An 18,748-nucleotide genomic window follows, 5' to 3' on the forward strand; every position below is an offset into this window, starting at 1 on the left:
GTAGGCTCGGACTCACCGCGAAACGCAACGCACTACGGCATGAAGGATCACTGATGGAGCTCGGTCTCATCGGCCTCGGCAAGATGGGCGGCAACATGCGCGAGCGCATTCGCCGCGCAGGCCACACCGTCATCGGATACGACCGGAACCCGGACGTCGCCGATGTCCACAGCATCGATGAGCTCGTCAACAAGCTCAAGGGCCCCCGAGTGGTGTGGGTCATGGTCCCGGCGGGCGTCCCCACCCAGATCACCATCGACGAGCTGGCCGAGCTGCTGTCGCCCGGCGACATCGTGGTGGACGGCGGGAACTCCCGCTGGACGGATGACGAGAAGCACGCCGAGCAGCTCAACGCGAAGGGCATCGGTTTCGTCGACTGCGGTGTCTCCGGCGGTGTCTGGGGTCTGGAGAACGGCTATGCGCTGATGTACGGCGGCGCCGCCGAGGATGTGGCCAAGGTCCAGCCGGTCTTCGACGCGCTCAAGCCCGAGGGCGAGGGCGGCGCCGTCCACGCCGGCAAGGTCGGCGCGGGCCACTTCGCCAAGATGGTCCACAACGGCATCGAGTACGCGATGATGCAGGCGTACGCCGAGGGCTGGGAGCTGCTGGAGAAGGTGGACTCGGTCACCGACGTCCGCGAGGTCTTCCGCTCCTGGCAGGAGGGCACGGTCATCCGCTCCTGGCTGCTGGACCTGGCCGTGCGCGCCCTGGACGAGGACGAGCACCTGGCCCAGCTGCGCGGCTACGCGGAGGACTCCGGCGAGGGCCGCTGGACCGTGGAGGCGGCGATCGACAACGCCGTGCCGCTGCCCGCGATCACCGCATCGCTCTTCGCCCGGTTCGCCTCCCGCCAGGAGGACTCGCCGCAGATCAAGATGATCGCCGCGCTGCGCAATCAGTTCGGCGGCCACGCGGTCGAGAGCAGCGACAAGTAACCACCCCACGGGGTGGAGCAAGCAGTTCAGCCGGGGGAGGTCGGCGCAGCCCACTATGCACGTCACGCATCTCTCGCTCGCCGACTTCCGCTCGTACACCCGGGCCGAGGTGGCGCTCGACCCGGGCGTCACGGCCTTCGTCGGGCCCAACGGCCAGGGCAAGACCAATCTCGTCGAGGCCGTCGGCTATCTCGCCACCCTCGGCAGCCACCGGGTCTCCTCCGATGCCCCGCTGGTGCGCATGGGCGCGGAGCGGGCCGTGGTCCGGGCCGCGGTCGTCCAGGGTGACCGGCAGCAGCTGATCGAGCTGGAGCTCAACCCGGGCAAGGCCAATCGCGCCCGTATCAATCGGTCCTCGCAGGTCAGACCGCGTGATGTGCTGGGGATCCTGCGGTCGGTGCTGTTCGCGCCCGAGGATCTGGCCCTGGTCAAGGGCGATCCGGGCGAGCGCCGGCGCTTCCTCGACGAGCTGATCACCGCGCGGGCGCCCCGGATGGCCGGGGTCCGCTCCGACTACGACCGGGTGCTCAAGCAGCGCAATACCCTGCTGAAGACCGCGGCCCTGGCCCGGCGGCACGGTTCGCGCAGCGGCGGCGGCGACGCGGCCCTGTCCACGCTCGACGTCTGGGACCAGCATCTGGCCCGGGCCGGTGCCGAGTTGCTGGCCCAGCGGCTCGATCTGATCGCCGTGCTCCAGCCGCTCGCCGACAAGGCGTACGAGCAACTCGCCCCGGGCGGCGGCCCCGTGCTGCTGGAGTACCGCGGCTCGGCCGGTGAGGGGCTGACCGACGCGGGCAGCCGCGAGGAGCTGTATGAGCTGCTGATGGCCGCTCTCACCGAGGCCCGTAAGCAGGAGATCGAGCGCGGGGTCACCCTGGTGGGCCCGCACCGCGACGACCTGATCCTCAAGCTGGGCCGGCTCCCGGCGAAGGGCTACGCCAGCCATGGCGAGTCCTGGTCGTACGCCCTCGCCCTGCGGCTGGCCTCCTACGATCTGCTGCGCACCGAGGCGGGCGAGCCGGTGCTGGTGCTCGACGACGTCTTCGCGGAGCTGGATGAGCGGCGCCGGGAGCGGCTGGCCGAGCTGGTCGCCCCCGGGGAGCAGGTGCTGGTGACCGCGGCGGTGGAAGATGACGTTCCGCAGGTGCTGTCCGGCACGCGCTATGCGGTGTCCGAGGGCGAGGTGCGGCGCGTATGACCGACGGAATGGACCAGCCTGCGGGGCCCTCGCCGGTGCCCGAGCCCTCGGGAGTCGATCTCGCTCGGGTGGCGCTGCGCGCCGCCAAGGAGCAGGCGCGCGCCCGGGGAGCCGCGGCCCAGCAGAAGAAGCAGGCGCGCAGAGGGGGCCTGCGCTCCGGCGCGCGCGCCGATGGCCGCGATCCGCTTCCGCTCGGTGCGGCGATCAACCGGCTGATCACCGAGCGCGGCTGGGAGGCCCCGGCCGCGGTCGGCGGGGTGATGGGCCGCTGGCCCCAGATGGTGGGGCCCGAGGTGGCGCAGCACTGTGAGCCCCAGCGGTACGACGAGGACGCCCGGGTGCTCACGGTGCGCTGTGACTCCACGGCGTGGGCGACCCAGCTGCGACTGCTCGCCCCGCAGCTCGTGGCCCGGCTGAACGCCGATCTGGGGCATGGCACCGTCAAGATGATCAAGGTCCTGGGCCCCGGCGGCCCGGCCCGCCGCTACGGCCCGCTGCGCTCCCCGGGCTCCACCGGCCCGGGCGATACCTACGGCTGACCGGGTTGTGCGCTCCCGTGTTAACCGGGGGTAACAGGGTGACTGCTGAGACCCCGGTCACGGTTGCCGGTGGTTGACAGCTCGAAGCGCTGAGTGGCGGTGTGAGCCTCTTGGAGCCCGTCCCCGCATATGGGGAGTCGCTGGCAGCCGGTTCAGGGCGGCACATGCGGACTCAGGCGGCAGCAAGCCCCCATTCTTGTCGGCGCTACCGGTAGACTGGGGCCGTACACCGTCGCCGCCGGCGCACCGAGCGCTTGCGGACACATGTTGAACGACGCAGCCGCTCCCGCCTGCCCGGAGACGGCTTGTGCTGTGCCAGAAAGGGCGCTTCGTGGCCGATTCCGGCAACCCCATCGAAAACATCCCGTCCACGCCCGACGACGAGGCCCTGGCTCCGCCGTCGTACGACGCCAGTGCGATTACCGTCCTGGAGGGGCTGGAGGCGGTCCGCAAGCGACCCGGTATGTACATCGGTTCCACCGGTGAGCGCGGCCTCCACCATCTCGTCCAAGAGGTCGTCGACAACTCCGTCGACGAGGCCATGGCCGGTCACGCGGACAGCATCGAGGTCACGATCCTCGCCGACGGCGGCGTCCGCGTCGTGGACAACGGCCGCGGGATCCCGGTGGGCATCGTCCCCTCGGAGGGGAAGCCGGCCGTGGAGGTCGTGCTGACCGTGCTGCACGCGGGCGGCAAGTTCGGCGGCGGCGGCTACGCCGTCTCCGGCGGTCTGCACGGCGTCGGCGTCTCCGTCGTCAACGCCCTGTCGTCGAAGGTGTCGGTCGAGGTCAAGACGGACGGCTACCGCTGGACCCAGGACTACAAGACGGGAGCGCCGACCGCGCCCCTGGCCCGGAACGAGGCCACGGAGGAGACCGGCACCACGGTCACCTTCTGGGCGGACCCGGACGTCTTCGAGACCACCGAGTACTCCTTCGAGACGCTGGCCCGGCGCTTCCAGGAGATGGCGTTCCTCAACAAGGGCCTGTCGATCTCGCTCAAGGACGAGCGCGAGGCCCATGTGGACGAGGAGGGCAAGCCGCTCTCCGTGAAGTACCACTACGAGGGCGGCATCGTCGACTTCGTCACCTACCTCAACTCCCGCAAGGGCGAGCTGGTCCACCCCACGGTGATCGGGTTCGAGGCCGAGGACAAGGAGCGGATGCTCTCCCTCGAGATCGCGATGCAGTGGAACACCCAGTACACCGAGGGTGTCTACAGCTTCGCGAACACCATCCACACCCATGAGGGCGGCACCCACGAGGAGGGCTTCCGCGCCGCGCTGACGTACCTGATCAACAAGTACGCGCGCGACAAGAAGCTGCTCCGGGAGCGCGACGACAACCTCACCGGTGAGGACATCCGCGAGGGCCTGACCGCGATCATCTCGGTCAAGCTGGGTGAGCCGCAGTTCGAGGGCCAGACCAAGACCAAGCTGGGCAACACGGAGGCCAAGACCTTCGTCCAGAAGATCGTCAACGAGCATCTCGCCGACTGGCTGGACCGCAACCCCAATGAGGCGGCGGACATCGTCCGCAAGGGGATCCAGGCGGCGACGGCCCGGGTCGCGGCCCGTAAGGCGCGGGATCTGACCCGCCGTAAGGGGCTGCTGGAGACCGCGTCGCTGCCGGGCAAGCTGAGTGACTGCCAGTCCAATGACCCGTCGAAGTGCGAGATCTTCATCGTCGAGGGTGACTCCGCCGGTGGTTCGGCCAAGTCCGGCCGTAACCCGCAGTATCAGGCGATCCTCCCGATCCGCGGCAAGATCCTCAACGTGGAGAAGGCCCGGGTCGACAAGATCCTGCAGAACAACGAGGTCCAGGCGCTGATCTCCGCCTTCGGCACCGGGGTGCACGAGGACTTCGACATCGACAAGCTCCGCTATCACAAGATCATTCTGATGGCGGACGCCGATGTCGACGGCCAGCACATCAACACCCTGCTGCTGACCTTCCTCTTCCGCTTCATGCGCCCGCTGGTCGAGGCGGGGCACGTCTTCCTCTCCCGCCCGCCGCTCTACAAGATCAAGTGGGGCCGGGACGACTTCGAGTACGCGTACTCGGACCGGGAGCGGGACGCGCTGATCCAGGTCGGCCGTGAACAGGGCAAGCGCATCCGGGACGACTCGGTCCAGCGCTTCAAGGGTCTGGGCGAGATGAACGCCGAAGAGCTGCGGGTCACCACGATGGACCCCGACCACCGCGTCCTGGGCCAGGTCACCCTGGACGACGCGGCGCAGGCCGACGACCTGTTCTCGGTCCTGATGGGTGAGGACGTCGAGGCACGGCGCTCGTTCATCCAGCGCAACGCCAAGGATGTCCGCTTCCTCGACATCTGAGTCGGCCCCCAGCCGCAGACGACAGAAGGACTTTGACCAGCAATGGCCGACGAGAACACCCCGAACACGCCCGATGAACTGACCCCCGACGAGCTCGCCGAAGGCGCCGCACTCCGCGTCGAGCCGGTCGGCCTCGAGACGGAGATGCAGCGCTCGTACCTCGATTACGCGATGAGCGTGATCGTCAGCCGTGCGCTGCCGGACGTCCGGGACGGCCTCAAGCCGGTGCACCGCCGGGTGCTGTACGCGATGTACGACGGCGGGTACCGCCCCGAGAAGGGCTTCTACAAGTGCGCCCGCGTCGTCGGCGACGTCATGGGCACCTACCATCCGCACGGCGACTCGTCGATCTACGACGCCCTGGTGCGGCTCGCTCAGCCGTGGTCCATGCGGATGCCGCTGGTCGACTCCAACGGCAACTTCGGCTCCCCGGGCAACGACCCCGCGGCGGCCATGCGGTACACCGAGTGCAAGATGGACCCGCTGGCCATGGAGATGCTCCGGGACATCGACGAGGAGACCGTCGATTTCCAGGACAACTACGACGGCCGTAACCAGGAGCCGACCGTCCTCCCGGCCCGCATCCCGAACCTGCTGGTCAACGGCTCGGCGGGGATCGCGGTCGGCATGGCCACCAATATCCCGCCGCACAATCTGCGCGAGGTCGCCGAGGGCGCCCAGTGGTTCCTGGCCAACCCGCAGGCCACCCAGGAGGAGCTGCTCGAGGCCCTGATCGACCGGATCAAGGGCCCGGACTTCCCGACCGGCGCGCTGGTCGTCGGCCGTAAGGGCATCGAGGAGGCGTACCGCACCGGGCGCGGCTCGATCACGATGCGCGCGGTGGTGGAGGTCGAGGAGATCCAGGGCCGGCAGTGCCTGGTGGTCACCGAGCTGCCGTACCAGGTGAACCCGGACAACCTCGCGCAGAAGATCGCCGACCTGGTGAAGGACGGCAAGGTCGGAGGCATCGCCGACGTCCGCGACGAGACCTCCTCGCGCACCGGTCAGCGCCTGGTCATCGTGCTCAAGCGGGACGCGGTCGCCAAGGTCGTCCTCAACAACCTCTACAAGCACACCGATCTGCAGACCAACTTCGGCGCCAACATGCTGGCGCTGGTCGACGGTGTGCCGCGCACCCTGTCGCTGGACGCGTTCATCCGCAACTGGGTGACCCACCAGATCGAGGTCATCGTCCGCCGGACCCGCTTCCGGCTGCGCAAGGCCGAGGAGCGGGCGCACATCCTGCGCGGTCTGCTCAAGGCCCTGGACGCGATCGACGAGGTCATCGCGCTGATCCGGCGCAGCGACACGGTGGACACCGCGCGCGGCGGCCTGATGGGCCTGCTGGAGATCGACGAGATCCAGGCGAACGCGATCCTGGAGATGCAGCTGCGGCGGCTGGCCGCCCTGGAGCGTCAGAAGATCATCCAGGAGCACGACGAGCTGCAGGCCAAGATCGACGAGTACAACGCGATCCTGGCCTCGCCCGAGCGGCAGCGGCAGATCATCAGCGAGGAGCTGACCGCGATCGTCGAGAAGTTCGGCGACGACCGGCGCACCAAGCTGGTGCCCTTCGACGGTGACATGTCCATCGAGGACCTGATCGCCGAGGAGGACATCGTCGTCACCATCACGCGTGGCGGCTATGTGAAGCGCACCAAGACCGAGGACTACCGCTCCCAGAAGCGCGGCGGCAAGGGCGTGCGCGGGACGAAGCTGAAGCAGGACGACATCGTCTCCCACTTCTTCGTCTCCACCACCCACCACTGGCTGCTGTTCTTCACCAACAAGGGCCGGGTCTACCGGGCGAAGGCGTACGAGCTGCCGGACGCCGGCCGGGAGGCACGCGGCCAGCATGTCGCGAACCTGCTGGCGTTCCAGCCCGATGAGAAGATCGCGCGGATCCTGGCGATCCGGGACTACGAGGCGGTGCCGTATCTGGTGCTCGCCACCAAGTCCGGCCTGGTGAAGAAGACCCCGCTGAAGGACTACGACTCGCCCCGCTCGGGCGGCGTGATCGCGATCAACCTCCGGGAGATGGCGGACGGCCGCGAGGACGAGCTGATCGGTGCCGAGTTGGTCTCCTCCGCGGACGATCTGCTGCTGATCAGCAGGAAGGCCCAGTCGATCCGGTTCACGGCGACGGACGAGTCGCTGCGGCCGATGGGGCGCGCGACCTCCGGTGTGAAGGGCATGAGCTTCCGCGAGGACGACGAACTCCTCTCGATGAATGTCGTCCGGCCCGGTACGTTCGTGTTCACCGCCACCGACGGCGGGTACGCGAAGCGGACCAATGTCGACGAGTACCGCGTCCAGGGGCGCGGCGGCCTCGGGATCAAGGCAGCGAAGATCGTCGAGGACCGCGGTTCCCTGGTCGGGGCGCTGGTGGTCGAGGAGACCGATGAGATCCTCGCCATCACGCTCAGCGGTGGCGTGATCCGTACCCGGGTCAATGAGGTCAGGGAGACGGGCCGTGACACCATGGGCGTCCAACTGATCAACCTGGGCAAGCGCGATGCCGTCGTCGGCATCGCCCGGAACGCCGAGGCCGGTCGTGAGGCTGAAGAGGTCGAGGAAGATTCCGCGACCGGGAGCGCGCCAGCCGAGGAGGCCGCGTCCGAGGCGGTCGAGGGCAATCCGCCCCCGGCCGACGAGACCGAGGAGTAAGTCGTGAGTGGAGCCACGGGTGCCGCGGGCGGCGGTGCGGACGCCGGAGGGCGTCCGGGATCGGGAGCCCAGACTTCGGCGGGCGGCACCACCGCTGGGGAAGGCGCCCGTGGCCCGGCCGGGGACTCCGCCCCCGCGTCGGTGACGGAGACCCGGAAGCTACGGCCGCAGCGGGATCCGCATCCGAAGCCCCAGTACTCCAGCCCGCTCCCCAACGAGCGCCCCGCCCCCGCCCAGCCCGCGCAGCCGTACCACCCGCCGCAGGCCTATGCCCCGCCGCCCGGCGGCGGGGCCGGACAGGGCGGCTCCGCGGTGCCCGGGCAGCCGGGCCAGGCCGCCCATTCGGGGCACCAGCAGGCCGCCACGGCCGTCCGCCGCCCCCGCACGCCCGCGGGGGCCCGTCCGGCGCCGCGGACGCGTAAGGCGCGGCTGAGGGTCGCCAGGGTCGATCCGTGGTCGGTCATGAAGGTCAGCTTCCTGCTCGCGATAGCGCTGGGGATCTGCACCGTGATCGCGGTGGCGGTGCTGTGGATGGTCATGGACGCCATGGGCGTCTTCAGCGCGGTCGGCGGCACCATCAGCGATGCGACGGAGTCGCAGGAGGGCAGCGGGTTCGACCTGGAGTCCTTCCTGTCGCTTCCGCGTGTCCTCGGGTTCACCGGGATCATCGCCGTGATCAACGTGGTGTTGGCCACCGCGTTGGCCACGCTCGGGGCCTTCATCTACAACCTGTCGGCGGGCTTCGTGGGTGGCGTCGAGCTGACCTTGGCCGAGGACGAGTAGCGGCCCGCCGTTACCGATTTTGGGACGGGGCAGGTCGTGCGCTAATCTTTCGGTGCAGCGCGGGGCTATAGCTCAGACGGTTAGAGCGCTTCCCTGATAAGGAAGAGGCCACAGGTTCAAGTCCTGTTAGCCCCACCGTCGCGATCAGCCTGGATGAAGATCTTCTTCATCCAGGCTGATGTCGTATGGGGGGCCGGGAGTTGATCCCCGGTTCCTGCCCGGTTTCTCATCGGCCAATGCCGGTCATAGGTCACCGATCGGTATCGGTCGGTGTGTATCATCGGGCGCCAGAGGTCCCCTACGTCAAGAAAGAGACGAGGTAGCGCAGTGAAGAAGCTGCTCCTGGTCGCACTGGCCGCCATCGGCGGGCTCCTCGTGTACCGCCAGATCCAGGCGGATCGCGCCGAGCAGGATCTGTGGACGGAGGCGACCGACTCCGTGCCCGCAGGTTCGGGTGTGTGAGCTCCTAGCTCCTAAGACAGTCCCAGTACGGGGCCCCGACCGCTGGAGCGGTCGGGGCCCCGTCGGCTTTACTGGCGCCGTGCGGGGAAGGGGCAGGGGCGCCGGGAGATGGGATGACGGGGGCCTTCGTGTTTCACTCTCGCAAACGAATAGCTTGCACAGGCAAAGTTGAACGGGCCGACCGGCCGGTACGACGAGGAGTGACGCGCGATGAAGGACCGCCGCAAGGTCAGGGCCGGTCTCGCCGCGGTGGCGGCACTGTGCACGGTGGCCGCGGCGCCGGGGACGTCCCTCGCCGACGGCGCCGACGGGGCCCGGGCGTACGAGACCCGCGGCACCCGGATATCCGGCGCCGACGCCGACTCGGGCGCCCCGTCCCTGGCGGCCGGCCGCACCTATGTCGACAGCCTCGGGCCGGGCGAGAAGCGGTACTACGGCGTGACGCTCGACACGAAGTCAGCCGCCTATGTCTCAGCGGTCGCCGCGCCTCCACCGGGTGCGGACGTGACCTCGTACCGCGACGGCGTGAAGGTGACGCTGGAGAGCCCTGACGGGGGCATCTGCGGCACCGCCGCCCCGAAGATCGAAACCAATGGCGTCGCCTTCCCCCTCGCCGACTACGCCTCCCGCCAGATCGAGTCCGGGCCGGCCTCCTGCCATGAAGCGGGGCGCTATGTGGTGACGGTGGAGCGCCAGGACGGGTCACCGGACTCGGAGCGCTGGCCTGTGGAGCTCCGGGTGATGGTGGAGCCACCGGTGAAGGGCGGGGCCACGGGAGCCGCTCCGGAGGGGAGTTGGAGCACGCCGTCGCCCGTACCGCCGGACGGCACTCCCTGGCCGCGGCGCGGCGGACGCGGCTTCACCGACGCGCCGACCCTGGGGAGCGGGGTGTGGAAGGACGAGATCACGCCGGGGGAGACGCATTTCTACCGGGTGCCCGTCGACTGGGGGCAGCGCCTCACCGCCGCCGCCGAACTATCCGCCGACGGCAAGGACCAGAGCACCCGTCTGCTCGACCGCGCGCTGGCGATGCACGCGTACAACCCGGCGCGCGGGCTCGCCAAGCGGGGCATCCCCGCCGCGCAGGACGGCGATGCGCCCCGCACCCAGGTGGCCACCGCGCCGGTGGCCTACGGAAACCGGTATGCCAACACCGGCTCCACGGTCCGCGCGATGAGCTTCAGCGGTGGGTACTTCCTGGCGGTCACCCTCAACCCGCCGCAGGTGGCGCCGCATCTGAACGGCCCGGTGCCGGTCGTCCTGCGGGTACGGGTCGCGGGCGCCGCGCGCGGTGGGCCCAGCTACGACAAGGACCCGGTCGAGGCGGGGTTCGGCCTCACGGCCGCCGACCGGAAGGCGGCCAAGCGCCATCCGGACGCCGCGGACGATGACCGGATGGCGAGTCCTGGCTCCGGCGCCGCCGACTCGAAGAAGACCGCGCTGCGGGTGGTGGGGTACGCGGGGATCGGTACGGGGACGGCTCTGGTGCTCGGGCTCGGCGTGTGGACGCTCGCCGCCCGCCGCCGGGCCTCCACGCAGCGGTACGGGCCGTCGCCGGGCTGGTAGCCGGGGGCGCCGCTTTCGCTGGGGGTGCGTCAGGCGGCGCCGTCAGGGGCTCAGGGGCGGTGAGGTCGGCGGGGGCTCCGCCAGGGGCGGTGAGGTCGGCGGGGGCTCCGTCAGGGGCGGTGAGGTCGGCGGGGGCTCCGTCAGGGGCGGTGACGTCGGCAGGGGCGTCGTCGGCGTATGGGCGACGTCAGCCCGCGGCCACCAGCGCCCATGCGCCGACGGCGAAGCACACCGCCGCGACGATCAGGATCGAGAGCGCTGCTTTCCGGGACGGTCCGGGGCGCCGCCGCGTCGCCGCGGGAACCTGCGGCCGCCCGGCGGTGTATGGACGAGTAGAAGGGAAATCACGCGGGGGCGGCGTTGGTGTCGGGGTCGGAGTCGGCGTGGGAGTCGGTGTCGGTGTCGGCGAGGGTGCCGCGGTCGGAGCGGAAGCGGGGGTGGGCGTATGCGGGTGCGCGTGGTGCACCGGCTGTACGGGGTGTGGGGGCTGCTGTGCGTGGTGCGGATGGTGCACGGGCGGCTGTGCCGGTGGCAGCGGGGCCGCCGTCGAGGGGGTCGGCGGGGTCAGTGGGTGGGGCATCGGCTGCGGCATCGACGGCCGCTGGACCGGCGGAGGCGGAGTCGCGGGCCGGGCGGTCGGCGGCGGGGGCGTCGGTGGGCCCGCGGGCTGGGGCGGTGGGGTCTGACTCAGGGGCGTCTGGGCGTACGGGGGTTCGGCGTGCGGCGGTTCGGCGTGCGGGACGCCGGAGGACGGTGCCCCTGGAGACCCGGTCTGCGGGGCCTGGCCGGGCGGGGGTTCGGTGTGCGGTGTCCCTGGCTGGTCGGCCCGGGGGAGCGGCGGCGGGAGGGTGAAGCTGCCGGTGTCGGACATGGACGGCTGTGGGGCGGCCGGCTGGGGAGGGGACGCCTCGGCGGCGGGGCCCGCGTCGGCGGCGGTCTGAGACGGAGAGGGCGCCGCTCCGTTCGCGCCGTTCTCTCGGGATGGGTCCGTCTTCGCGTGGCGGCGGCGCGGCCGGGTCGGCCCATTGGAGTCGAACCCGGCGGGCAGCGGCCCGAGATGGTCGAAGACCTCGATGGCGTCGTCGTCCAGGTCGGCCTCGGGCAGCAGGTCGACCGCCGTCGCCAGCGCCTTCCGCGCTCCTGTGGCGGTGCGGAAGCGGTCCTCGGGGTCCGGCTGCAGCAGACCCGCGATCACCTGCCACAGCGGCTCCGGCACCCCCGTGGGCGCGTTCGGCACTCCCTGCTCGAAGAGCTTGACGAGCGCCTCCGCGTCGGGCTTGTGCCCGTTGAGCAGATAGAGCGTCACCAGCCCCACGGCGAAGAGGTCCGCCGGGAAGTCCGGGTCGTCGCCCATCATCTGCTCGGGCGCGAAGTAACCGGGCGTGCCCATCACGTAGTTGGCCTCGGTGAGGCGTGGCTCGCCCTTGGTCAGCGCGATGCCGAAGTCGGACAGCCGCACATGCGGCCGCCCGGTCCCGGTGGATTCCAGCAGGATGTTCGCGGGCTTGATGTCCCGGTGCACCACGCCCTCGGCGTGTACCGCGGCCAGTCCGGAGAGCAGCTGGTCGAGCAGGGTGCACACATAACGGGGCGGCAGCGGGCCGTAGTCGCCGATGAGATGGGCGAACGAGCCGCCGCCCACCAGATCCATGGTGAACAGCACCTTGTCGTCGTCGGCCGCCCAGCTGGCCGGCGCCAGCACATGGGGGTGATCGATCCGCAGGGCCTGTTCCCGGACGAAGCGCAGCAGCGTATGGGCATCACGTTGCTGGAGCACCTTCGCTGCCACGTACCGTCTGCGGCGGTGGTCCCAGACGCGCCATACGGCGCCCACGCCCCCACGCCCGATCGGGTCCACCAGCTCGTACCGGCCCGCGAAGATCTCACCCATCGCGCCGTGCCCGCCCCGTCATCGACTCGTCAGCAGTTCAGCCCGTCAGCTCTGGTGCGCCTCGTAGTGGGCGACCGCGTCGGCGGTCCGCCCGGCGCCGTACACACGGAGAAACTCTGCCAGCTCGGGGTGGGTCGGGGCGAGGGAGTCGGCGGCATCGATGATGTCCCCCGCGGCCGCCACGGACCGCAGCAGCGACTGGATCTCGCGCACCACTCGCCGAACGGTCGGGGCGCCCGTGCTCGTCGCCGTGGACTGGGTGGAGTTGAGGACCGAGCCGCCCGCGGACTTCTTGATCTCCTCCATGCGCTCGGCGGCCTCGGCGGCGCTGACCCTGCCGTCCGCCGCCTGGCTGGACAGCTCCTGCAGCGCCTGCACCCGCTGGACGACGGCGGGGTTGCCGATCTTGGCGCGCTGGCCGCTCATGAGCTGCGAGAGCATGGGCGCGGACAGCCCGAGGACGGCGGCGAGACGGGCTTGGTTCAGACCGAGATCATCGATGAGACGGCGAAAGAGCGCCCCCAGCGGTTCCCCGTACCAGCTGCGCTGAAGCTCCCGTGCGCGCGCGGTGGCATCCTGCTGTGTTGCGTCCATCTCGCTCTCCCCTTCGCTTCGCTGCCGCGAATCTTGCGTGGCATCCTACGGAGAGCGCTACGCACGAGCGATACCCGGTCGGGAATGGTGGCCGGTAGCAGGTATCCTGATCGGCGACGGGGCCTTAGCTCAGTTGGTAGAGCGCCGTCTTTGCATGGCGGATGTCAGGAGTTCGACTCTCCTAGGCTCCACCTTCGTCACCAGCCAGGACATCGTGATCGGTGTCCTGGCTGGTTTGTTTCGCCCCTGATATCGGTGTTGCCACTCCTGTCATTGCCCGGCGCAACACCCGCGGGATGCTCCAGGGTGTTTCTCACAACTCGGGCAGATCGCCCGGGAGTCGTCTGATCGGCGTGAGCCGCCGTACAGGGGGACACGATGGGTGAGCTGCATCCGCTGGGCGAGAACCTGCCCGAGGAGTGCCGGGTTTTCGCTGTGGAGCTGAGGAAGCTGTTCCTGGGGCTGGGGATCTCGGTGCGCAGATATGCGGTGCGCAGGCACCGCGACCCGAGCACCATCTCGCGGTTTCTGAGCGGCACCCGCATCCCGCCGTGGGAGTTCGTCTTCGATCTGTTCACCGATCTCGCGGCGCGGCGGGGCGTCGCTCCCACCCCCGCCGCCATCGAGCTGGTGCGGGAGCTGCACCGGGCCGCGGTCCGCACCAGTCGCTCCCCCGGCCATGCCATGGAGATCCTGCAGATCCAGCTGGCCGACGCCGACCGGGACGCCCGGGTGTCCATGGCACACCAGGACGTGCTGGGCGAGGCGCTGCTGGACCGCAAGCACCGCATCGCCGATCTCGAGGTGCGGCTGAACCAGGCCGAGGCGGCCTGGGCCACGGAGCGCGCCCGGGCGGACGCGCTGGAGCGGGAGCTCCCGGACCGGAAGGAGCTGATCAAGGAGCGGGATCTGCTCCGGCAGGAGGTGGGGCGGCTCACCGAGGAGCTGGAGGACGTGCGGCTGCGGGGCCGGCTGGCGGAGGAGCGCTGTCTGGTCCTGGAGCGGCAGCTGGCCATGGTGGAGTCCCAGCCCCCGGCCGCGGTGCCCCAGCCGGAGGACGAGCCCGCGGCCCCGGAGGGACCGGCGGAGCCCAAGCGGGGCACCGGGCCGCGGCCCAAGATCCTCGTGGTGGACGACCAGCAGAACAATCTGCTGGCCATGGAGGCCGTGCTGGCCACGCTCGACCAGGAGCTGGTGACCGCGACGTCCGGGCAGGAGGCCCTCAAGGCGCTGCTCGACCATGACGACTTCGCGGTGATCCTGCTGGATGTGCAGATGCCCGAGATGGACGGCTATGAGACGGCGGCCCACATCAAGCGGCGTTCCCGTAACCGCGACATCCCGATCATCTTCCTCACCGCGATGGGCGCCGATCCCGAGAACGCCTCGCGGGGCTATGCGGCCGGTGCGGTGGATTACATGGCCAAGCCGTTCGACCCCTGGGCGCTGCGGGCCAAGGTCTCGGTCTTCACCGAGATCTTCCTGGAGCGCCGGCAGCGCCGTTCCAAGGGGGAGGACCCGGCGGACTGAGCCGGGCCCCGACCGAGCCGGGCCAGACCGGGCCGATCCGGGGCCGGAGACGGGGCGAGGGGCGGGCGATCATCAGATCTCCCGCCCCTCGCGGAGGGCCGCGCCGGACGCCGTATGAGGCGGCGTTCAGCGCTCGTCGTCCTTGGTCAGCGCTCGTCGTCCCTGCGAGGCTCGGTCTCGGCCTGCTTGGCCTGCACCTCGGGGTCGAGGGCGCTCTGGTCGCTGCCGTCCACTGCCGAAAGCCGTTCCCGGTCGCCCACCTCGGTCGCCGCCGGGGGCTCGACCAGCCAGTCGGGGTTGGCCTGCTTGTCCCACCACTTCCACGCGGCGAAGACGCCCGCGCCGACCAGTCCGATGAAGGCCGCACGCTTGGCGACACGGGCGGTCCGAGCCCGGCGGCGGTGCTTCCTGGCCAGCTTCTCGATCTCCGCGGCCGTCACATGGGTGCGCAGCGCCGCGATGGCCGCGGCCGTACGGACGGCGGCCTCCTCGCGCACCGGTCCGGCGGCGGCGCGCGCCCCGGCCATCGCCTGCTCCATCCGCGGACCGGTGTAGTCGGCGGCGTGGCGGGCTGCCTTACGGGTGCGCTTGGCGGCCCGGGTGGCAGCCTGGTCCACCTTCGGCGGCAGAGTGCCACGGGCCTGGTGGAGCATGGGCTCGATATGGGCGTGGTACTGGGCGCCGGCCGAGCACCGGGCCTGGTGCGCCGCGGTCGACACCTTCGGCGCCAGCCGTACGCGGGCCTCGTGCGCGTAGCGCGATGCGGTGTCCTTGGCCGTGCCGGCGTAGGGTGCCACCGCCTCCGCGGCGTGCAGGACGCTGCCCTTGGCTGTGCCGGTCGCGGCTCGCACGCTGTCAATGCGGGTCACGGGATCCTCCTCCTCGGTGGCGTGGTCAAGCTCCCGGTTTCAGAGTCGTGCGTTTTCGTCGCGCGCTCTATTTGCCCAGTTTCGTGTTTCCATCCCAAGAAAGATCATGCCTGTTTGTGGAGATCATGCCCGTTCGCAGCACGGGCAGCATGCGTGACCGGGCATCTGGGTCATAAGGAGGATTCTCGTTGAAACCGCGCGGATCGGCGCGCCCGGCGCCGCCTCCGCGGCTACTCGTCGACCTTGCGTCCGTGCGAGGATCAGGAGACGGAAGTGAAAACGATGGAAGGTTGATCGTGGCCGAGCAGCTTTACGCCACCCTGAAGACGAACAATGGCGACATCGTGGTCCGGCTGCTGCCGAACCACGCCCCCAAGACGGTCAAGAACTTTGTCGAGCTGGCCGAAGGCACTCGCGAGTGGACGCACCCGGCCACCGGCAAGAAGGCCAAGGAGAAGCTCTACGACGGCACCGTTTTCCACCGGGTGATCAGCGGCTTCATGATCCAGGGCGGGGACCCGCTGGGCAACGGGACCGGTGGCCCGGGCTACGAGTTCGGTGACGAGTTCCACCCGGACCTGGCCTTCAACAAGCCGTACCTGCTCGCGATGGCCAACGCCGGCCCGGGCACCAACGGCTCGCAGTTCTTCGTCACGGTCTCCCCGACCGCATGGCTGACCGGTAAGCACACCATCTTCGGCGAGGTCGCCGACGAGGCCAGCAAGAAGGTCGTCGACGCGATCGCGGGCACCGCGACCAACCCGCGCACCGACCGTCCGCTGCAGGACGTCGTCATCGAGTCGGTCGTTGTGGAGACCCGCGAGGGCTGAGCCCGTACGGGGAACTTTCATGCCCCGCTTGTCCGTGTGAACAAGTGTCCGTGTGAACAAGCGGGGCGGGGGAAGGGCGAGGGGACATCATGGAGGACCAGGCGGTCTGCTGCTATCGGCACCCCCAGCGGGAGACCGGCATCAGCTGCACCCGCTGTGAGCGCCCGATCTGCCCCGAGTGCATGATCAGCGCCTCTGTGGGGTTCCACTGCCCTGAGTGCGTGAGCGGACGGGTGCCCGCCGGGGCCGGAGCCTCGGCCGTCGGTCCCCCGCCGCGTGCCGCCCAGCCGCGCACCATGGCCGGCGGCACGATCACCTCGGATCCCCGGCTGATCACCAAGATCCTGGTCGCCATTAACATCGCGGTATGGCTCGCGGCGTTGTCCGCGGGCGACCGGCTGGTGAACGATCTCGACCTGGTCGGACGGGCCTATGACCCCGGCGCGGCGCAGATCGTCGGAGTCGCCGAGGGCCAGTGGTGGCGGCTGGCCACCTCGATCTTCCTTCACCAGCAGGTGATCCACATCGCCTTCAACATGCTCTCGCTGTGGTGGATCGGCGGACCGCTGGAGGCCGCGCTCGGCCGCGTCCGCTTCATCGTGCTCTACATGCTGTCGGGGCTGGGCGGCAGCGCGCTGTCGTATCTCCTCGCCGCGCAGAACCAGCCGTCGCTGGGCGCCTCCGGCGCGATCTTCGGCCTGCTCGGCGCCACCGCCGTGCTCATGCGCCGGCTGAACTACGACATGCGGCCGGTCATCGCCCTGCTGGCGCTGAATCTGCTCTTCACCTTCACCTGGTCCGGAATCGCCTGGCAGGCCCATGTCGGCGGCCTGGTCGCGGGCACGGTGGTGGCGTACGGGATGGTGCACGCGCCCCGTGAGAAGCGGGCGCTGGTGCAGCGCGGGACCTGCGCCCTGGTGCTGCTCGGGATCGTCGCCATGGTCTGGATCCGGACGATCCAGCTCACCGGCTGAGCGGGGCGGTCGGCCGACGCTCGGCGGGCCGCCGCGGACGTCCTTCCCTAGGGCCGTCCGCAGGGCCGTGGACGGTTCCCGGCGATCTCCGGTGCGTGGGGCCGAGCCGGGCTCGGTCAGTTGTCCACAGCAAGTGGTGGATCATACGCAACCTGTGGAGAACCTGCGTACGACCCCCGGCTGACCTGCATTTTCGCAGGAAGACGGGGGTGTGAACGATCGAACAGACGCCCGTCGCCGGTCACACCGGCGTCAACACGGCAGAGGTTATCCACAGATCTTCTGAGTTTTCCCCGGCTGTGGATAACTCTGTGGACAACCTGGGGACCGGCGTGGGGACAGCCGGGTCACTTCCACTGGGTGGAGACGACGAAGCCCGCGGCGATGAAGCCGAAGCCGACCACGATGTTCCAGTTGCCCAGCGACTCGACCGGCATATCACCCGTGGTCACGTAGAAGATGACGATCCACGCGAGGCCGATCAGGAACATGGCGAGCATCAGCGGTGCCACCCACCGGCGGCCGCTGTTCAAGTTGATGCTGGCTGCCTGCTTCGCCGGCGGCGGCGTGAAGTCGTCCTTCTTGCGGATCCGTGACTTCGGCACGAGGAACTCTCCTGTCGATGCGCTGCGTGACCGCGCGGGGGTGTGTACGGACGGCGCCGGGGCGGGACAGCGACGGGGACCACGTCCCTCCCCCACACGTCCGTTAGCGTAGTCCTTCCGCGGCGTCGTAAGGAGTAAGGGTACGTTGAGCAATTCCGCTGACTCCCCCACCCCGGCGTCCCGCCGCCCCCGGTTCCGGCCCGTGAGACTGCTGACCGGCGCGGTCTTCGCGCTGGCCGGAGTGATCTTCTGGACCAGCTTCAACACAGCCCAGGGCACCAATATCCGCAGCGATGAATCGATGCTGCGGCTCTCCGATCTCATCCAGGAACGCAGCCGTAAGAACGGCACCCTGGACGACAGCACCGGCAAAATACGCTCCGAGGTCGACGCCCTCGCCCGGCGGGACAACGGCAGCACCCAGGCCGAGCGCCGCAAGCTGGCCGAGCTGGAGAAGACCGCCGGGACCAGGAAGCTCTCCGGCGCGGGCCTTACGGTCACCCTCACCGACGCCCCGCCGAACGCCACCCCGCAGATCCCCGGCGTCCCGGACCCGCAGCCCAACGATCTCGTCATCCACCAGCAGGACCTGCAGGCCGTGGTCAACGCGCTGTGGCAGGGCGGCGCCAAGGGGATCAAGGTCATGGATCAGCGGCTGATCTCCACCAGCGCGGTGCGCTGCGTCGGCAACACCCTGATCCTGCAGGGCCAGGTCTACTCACCGCCCTACAAGGTCACCGCTGTGGGTGACCGGGGCAAGCTGAGCGCCGCGCTCACCGCCTCGCCAGCGATCCAGAACTACCGCAGCTATGTCGACGCGTACGGCCTCGGCTGGAAAGTCGACCAGCACGACACGGTGACTCTTCCCGGCTACTCCGGCACAGTGGATCTGCACCAGGCACAGCCCATCGGATAGCACCTGCGGACCTGTACGCGGCACGGGCCGGCGGCACGGGGTCAGCGGGGC

16 protein-coding genes and 2 tRNA genes are annotated in these 18,748 nt (G+C 69.9%); 14 read left to right on the forward strand and 4 right to left on the reverse strand.

What is annotated here, in order from left to right:
• Positions 1 to 53: 53 nt before the first annotated feature.
• From gnd to BLV72_RS16880, 9 genes are all read left to right on the forward strand, one after another.
• Positions 54 to 935 (forward strand): phosphogluconate dehydrogenase (NAD(+)-dependent, decarboxylating), encoded by an 882-nt coding sequence (gnd, locus tag BLV72_RS16840; RefSeq protein WP_093463203.1) that lies wholly within the window; start codon positions 54 to 56, stop codon positions 933 to 935.
• A gap of 55 nt (positions 936 to 990) precedes the next feature.
• On the forward strand, positions 991 to 2,133 hold the full coding sequence (recF, locus tag BLV72_RS16845; protein ID WP_093463204.1) for a DNA replication/repair protein RecF: 1,143 nt from the start codon (positions 991 to 993) through the stop codon (positions 2,131 to 2,133).
• Positions 2,130 to 2,672, forward strand: coding sequence for a DciA family protein (locus BLV72_RS16850; protein WP_043237513.1), 543 nt, complete (start codon positions 2,130 to 2,132; stop codon positions 2,670 to 2,672). Before recF ends, BLV72_RS16850 begins: the two co-directional genes overlap by 4 nt.
• 307 nt (positions 2,673 to 2,979) lie before the next feature.
• Positions 2,980 to 5,010 carry a DNA topoisomerase (ATP-hydrolyzing) subunit B gene (gyrB, locus tag BLV72_RS16855; RefSeq protein ID WP_093463206.1) on the forward strand — a complete coding sequence of 677 codons (2,031 nt, stop codon included), beginning with the start codon at positions 2,980 to 2,982 and terminating at the stop codon, positions 5,008 to 5,010.
• Positions 5,011 to 5,052: 42 nt separating this feature from the next.
• On the forward strand, positions 5,053 to 7,677 hold the full coding sequence (gene gyrA / locus BLV72_RS16860; RefSeq protein WP_093463207.1) for a DNA gyrase subunit A: 2,625 nt from the start codon (positions 5,053 to 5,055) through the stop codon (positions 7,675 to 7,677).
• A gap of 3 nt (positions 7,678 to 7,680) precedes the next feature.
• The gene (locus BLV72_RS16865; RefSeq protein ID WP_093463209.1) at positions 7,681 to 8,460 is read left to right on the forward strand and encodes a DUF3566 domain-containing protein; all 780 of its coding nucleotides are present in this window, start codon (positions 7,681 to 7,683) and stop codon (positions 8,458 to 8,460) included.
• A gap of 61 nt (positions 8,461 to 8,521) precedes the next feature.
• Positions 8,522 to 8,595, forward strand: a tRNA-Ile gene (locus tag BLV72_RS16870).
• 192 nt (positions 8,596 to 8,787) lie between these two features.
• Positions 8,788 to 8,922 (forward strand): DLW-39 family protein, encoded by a 135-nt coding sequence (locus BLV72_RS48780; RefSeq protein WP_003958712.1) that lies wholly within the window; start codon positions 8,788 to 8,790, stop codon positions 8,920 to 8,922.
• A 210-nt stretch (positions 8,923 to 9,132) separates the two neighbouring features.
• Positions 9,133 to 10,488, forward strand: a complete 1,356-nt coding sequence (locus BLV72_RS16880) for a hypothetical protein (protein WP_093463210.1) — start codon at positions 9,133 to 9,135, stop codon at positions 10,486 to 10,488.
• Between the two features lie 187 nt (positions 10,489 to 10,675).
• Here BLV72_RS16880 and BLV72_RS16885 read toward each other — a convergent pair whose 3' ends face one another.
• On the reverse strand, positions 10,676 to 12,379 hold the full coding sequence (locus tag BLV72_RS16885; RefSeq protein ID WP_093463212.1) for a serine/threonine-protein kinase: 1,704 nt from the start codon (positions 12,377 to 12,379) through the stop codon (positions 10,676 to 10,678).
• A gap of 45 nt (positions 12,380 to 12,424) precedes the next feature.
• The gene (locus tag BLV72_RS16890; protein ID WP_078642446.1) at positions 12,425 to 12,973 is read right to left on the reverse strand and encodes a helix-turn-helix domain-containing protein; all 549 of its coding nucleotides are present in this window, start codon (positions 12,971 to 12,973) and stop codon (positions 12,425 to 12,427) included.
• A gap of 118 nt (positions 12,974 to 13,091) precedes the next feature.
• Here BLV72_RS16890 and BLV72_RS16895 point away from each other — a divergent pair.
• Positions 13,092 to 13,164: transfer RNA gene (locus BLV72_RS16895), tRNA-Ala, on the forward strand.
• A gap of 187 nt (positions 13,165 to 13,351) precedes the next feature.
• Entirely contained in the window at positions 13,352 to 14,503 is a 1,152-nt protein-coding gene (locus BLV72_RS16900; RefSeq protein WP_093463213.1) for a response regulator, read from the forward strand.
• A gap of 146 nt (positions 14,504 to 14,649) precedes the next feature.
• On the opposite strand, the gene BLV72_RS16905 is transcribed toward BLV72_RS16900, so the two are convergent.
• Positions 14,650 to 15,372 (reverse strand): DUF5324 family protein, encoded by a 723-nt coding sequence (locus tag BLV72_RS16905; protein ID WP_093463215.1) that lies wholly within the window; start codon positions 15,370 to 15,372, stop codon positions 14,650 to 14,652.
• A gap of 296 nt (positions 15,373 to 15,668) precedes the next feature.
• Between BLV72_RS16905 and BLV72_RS16910 the strand changes: the two genes are divergently transcribed.
• On the forward strand, positions 15,669 to 16,202 hold the full coding sequence (locus BLV72_RS16910) for a peptidylprolyl isomerase (protein ID WP_059143818.1): 534 nt from the start codon (positions 15,669 to 15,671) through the stop codon (positions 16,200 to 16,202).
• An 89-nt stretch (positions 16,203 to 16,291) separates the two neighbouring features.
• A complete protein-coding gene (locus BLV72_RS16915; protein WP_093463216.1) occupies positions 16,292 to 17,176 on the forward strand; it encodes a rhomboid family intramembrane serine protease in 885 nt (294 codons plus the stop codon).
• 347 nt (positions 17,177 to 17,523) lie between these two features.
• On the opposite strand, the gene crgA is transcribed toward BLV72_RS16915, so the two are convergent.
• Positions 17,524 to 17,781 carry a cell division protein CrgA gene (gene crgA / locus BLV72_RS16920; protein ID WP_030827826.1) on the reverse strand — a complete coding sequence of 86 codons (258 nt, stop codon included), beginning with the start codon at positions 17,779 to 17,781 and terminating at the stop codon, positions 17,524 to 17,526.
• A gap of 145 nt (positions 17,782 to 17,926) precedes the next feature.
• Between crgA and BLV72_RS16925 the strand changes: the two genes are divergently transcribed.
• Positions 17,927 to 18,697: a DUF881 domain-containing protein gene (locus tag BLV72_RS16925; protein WP_093463218.1), complete on the forward strand. Its 771-nt coding sequence runs from the start codon at positions 17,927 to 17,929 to the stop codon at positions 18,695 to 18,697.
• The last annotated feature ends 51 nt before the right edge of the window (positions 18,698 to 18,748 follow it).

Origin of the sequence: Streptomyces melanosporofaciens (assembly GCF_900105695.1) — a bacterium.
Lineage (GTDB): Bacteria > Actinomycetota > Actinomycetes > Streptomycetales > Streptomycetaceae > Streptomyces > Streptomyces antimycoticus.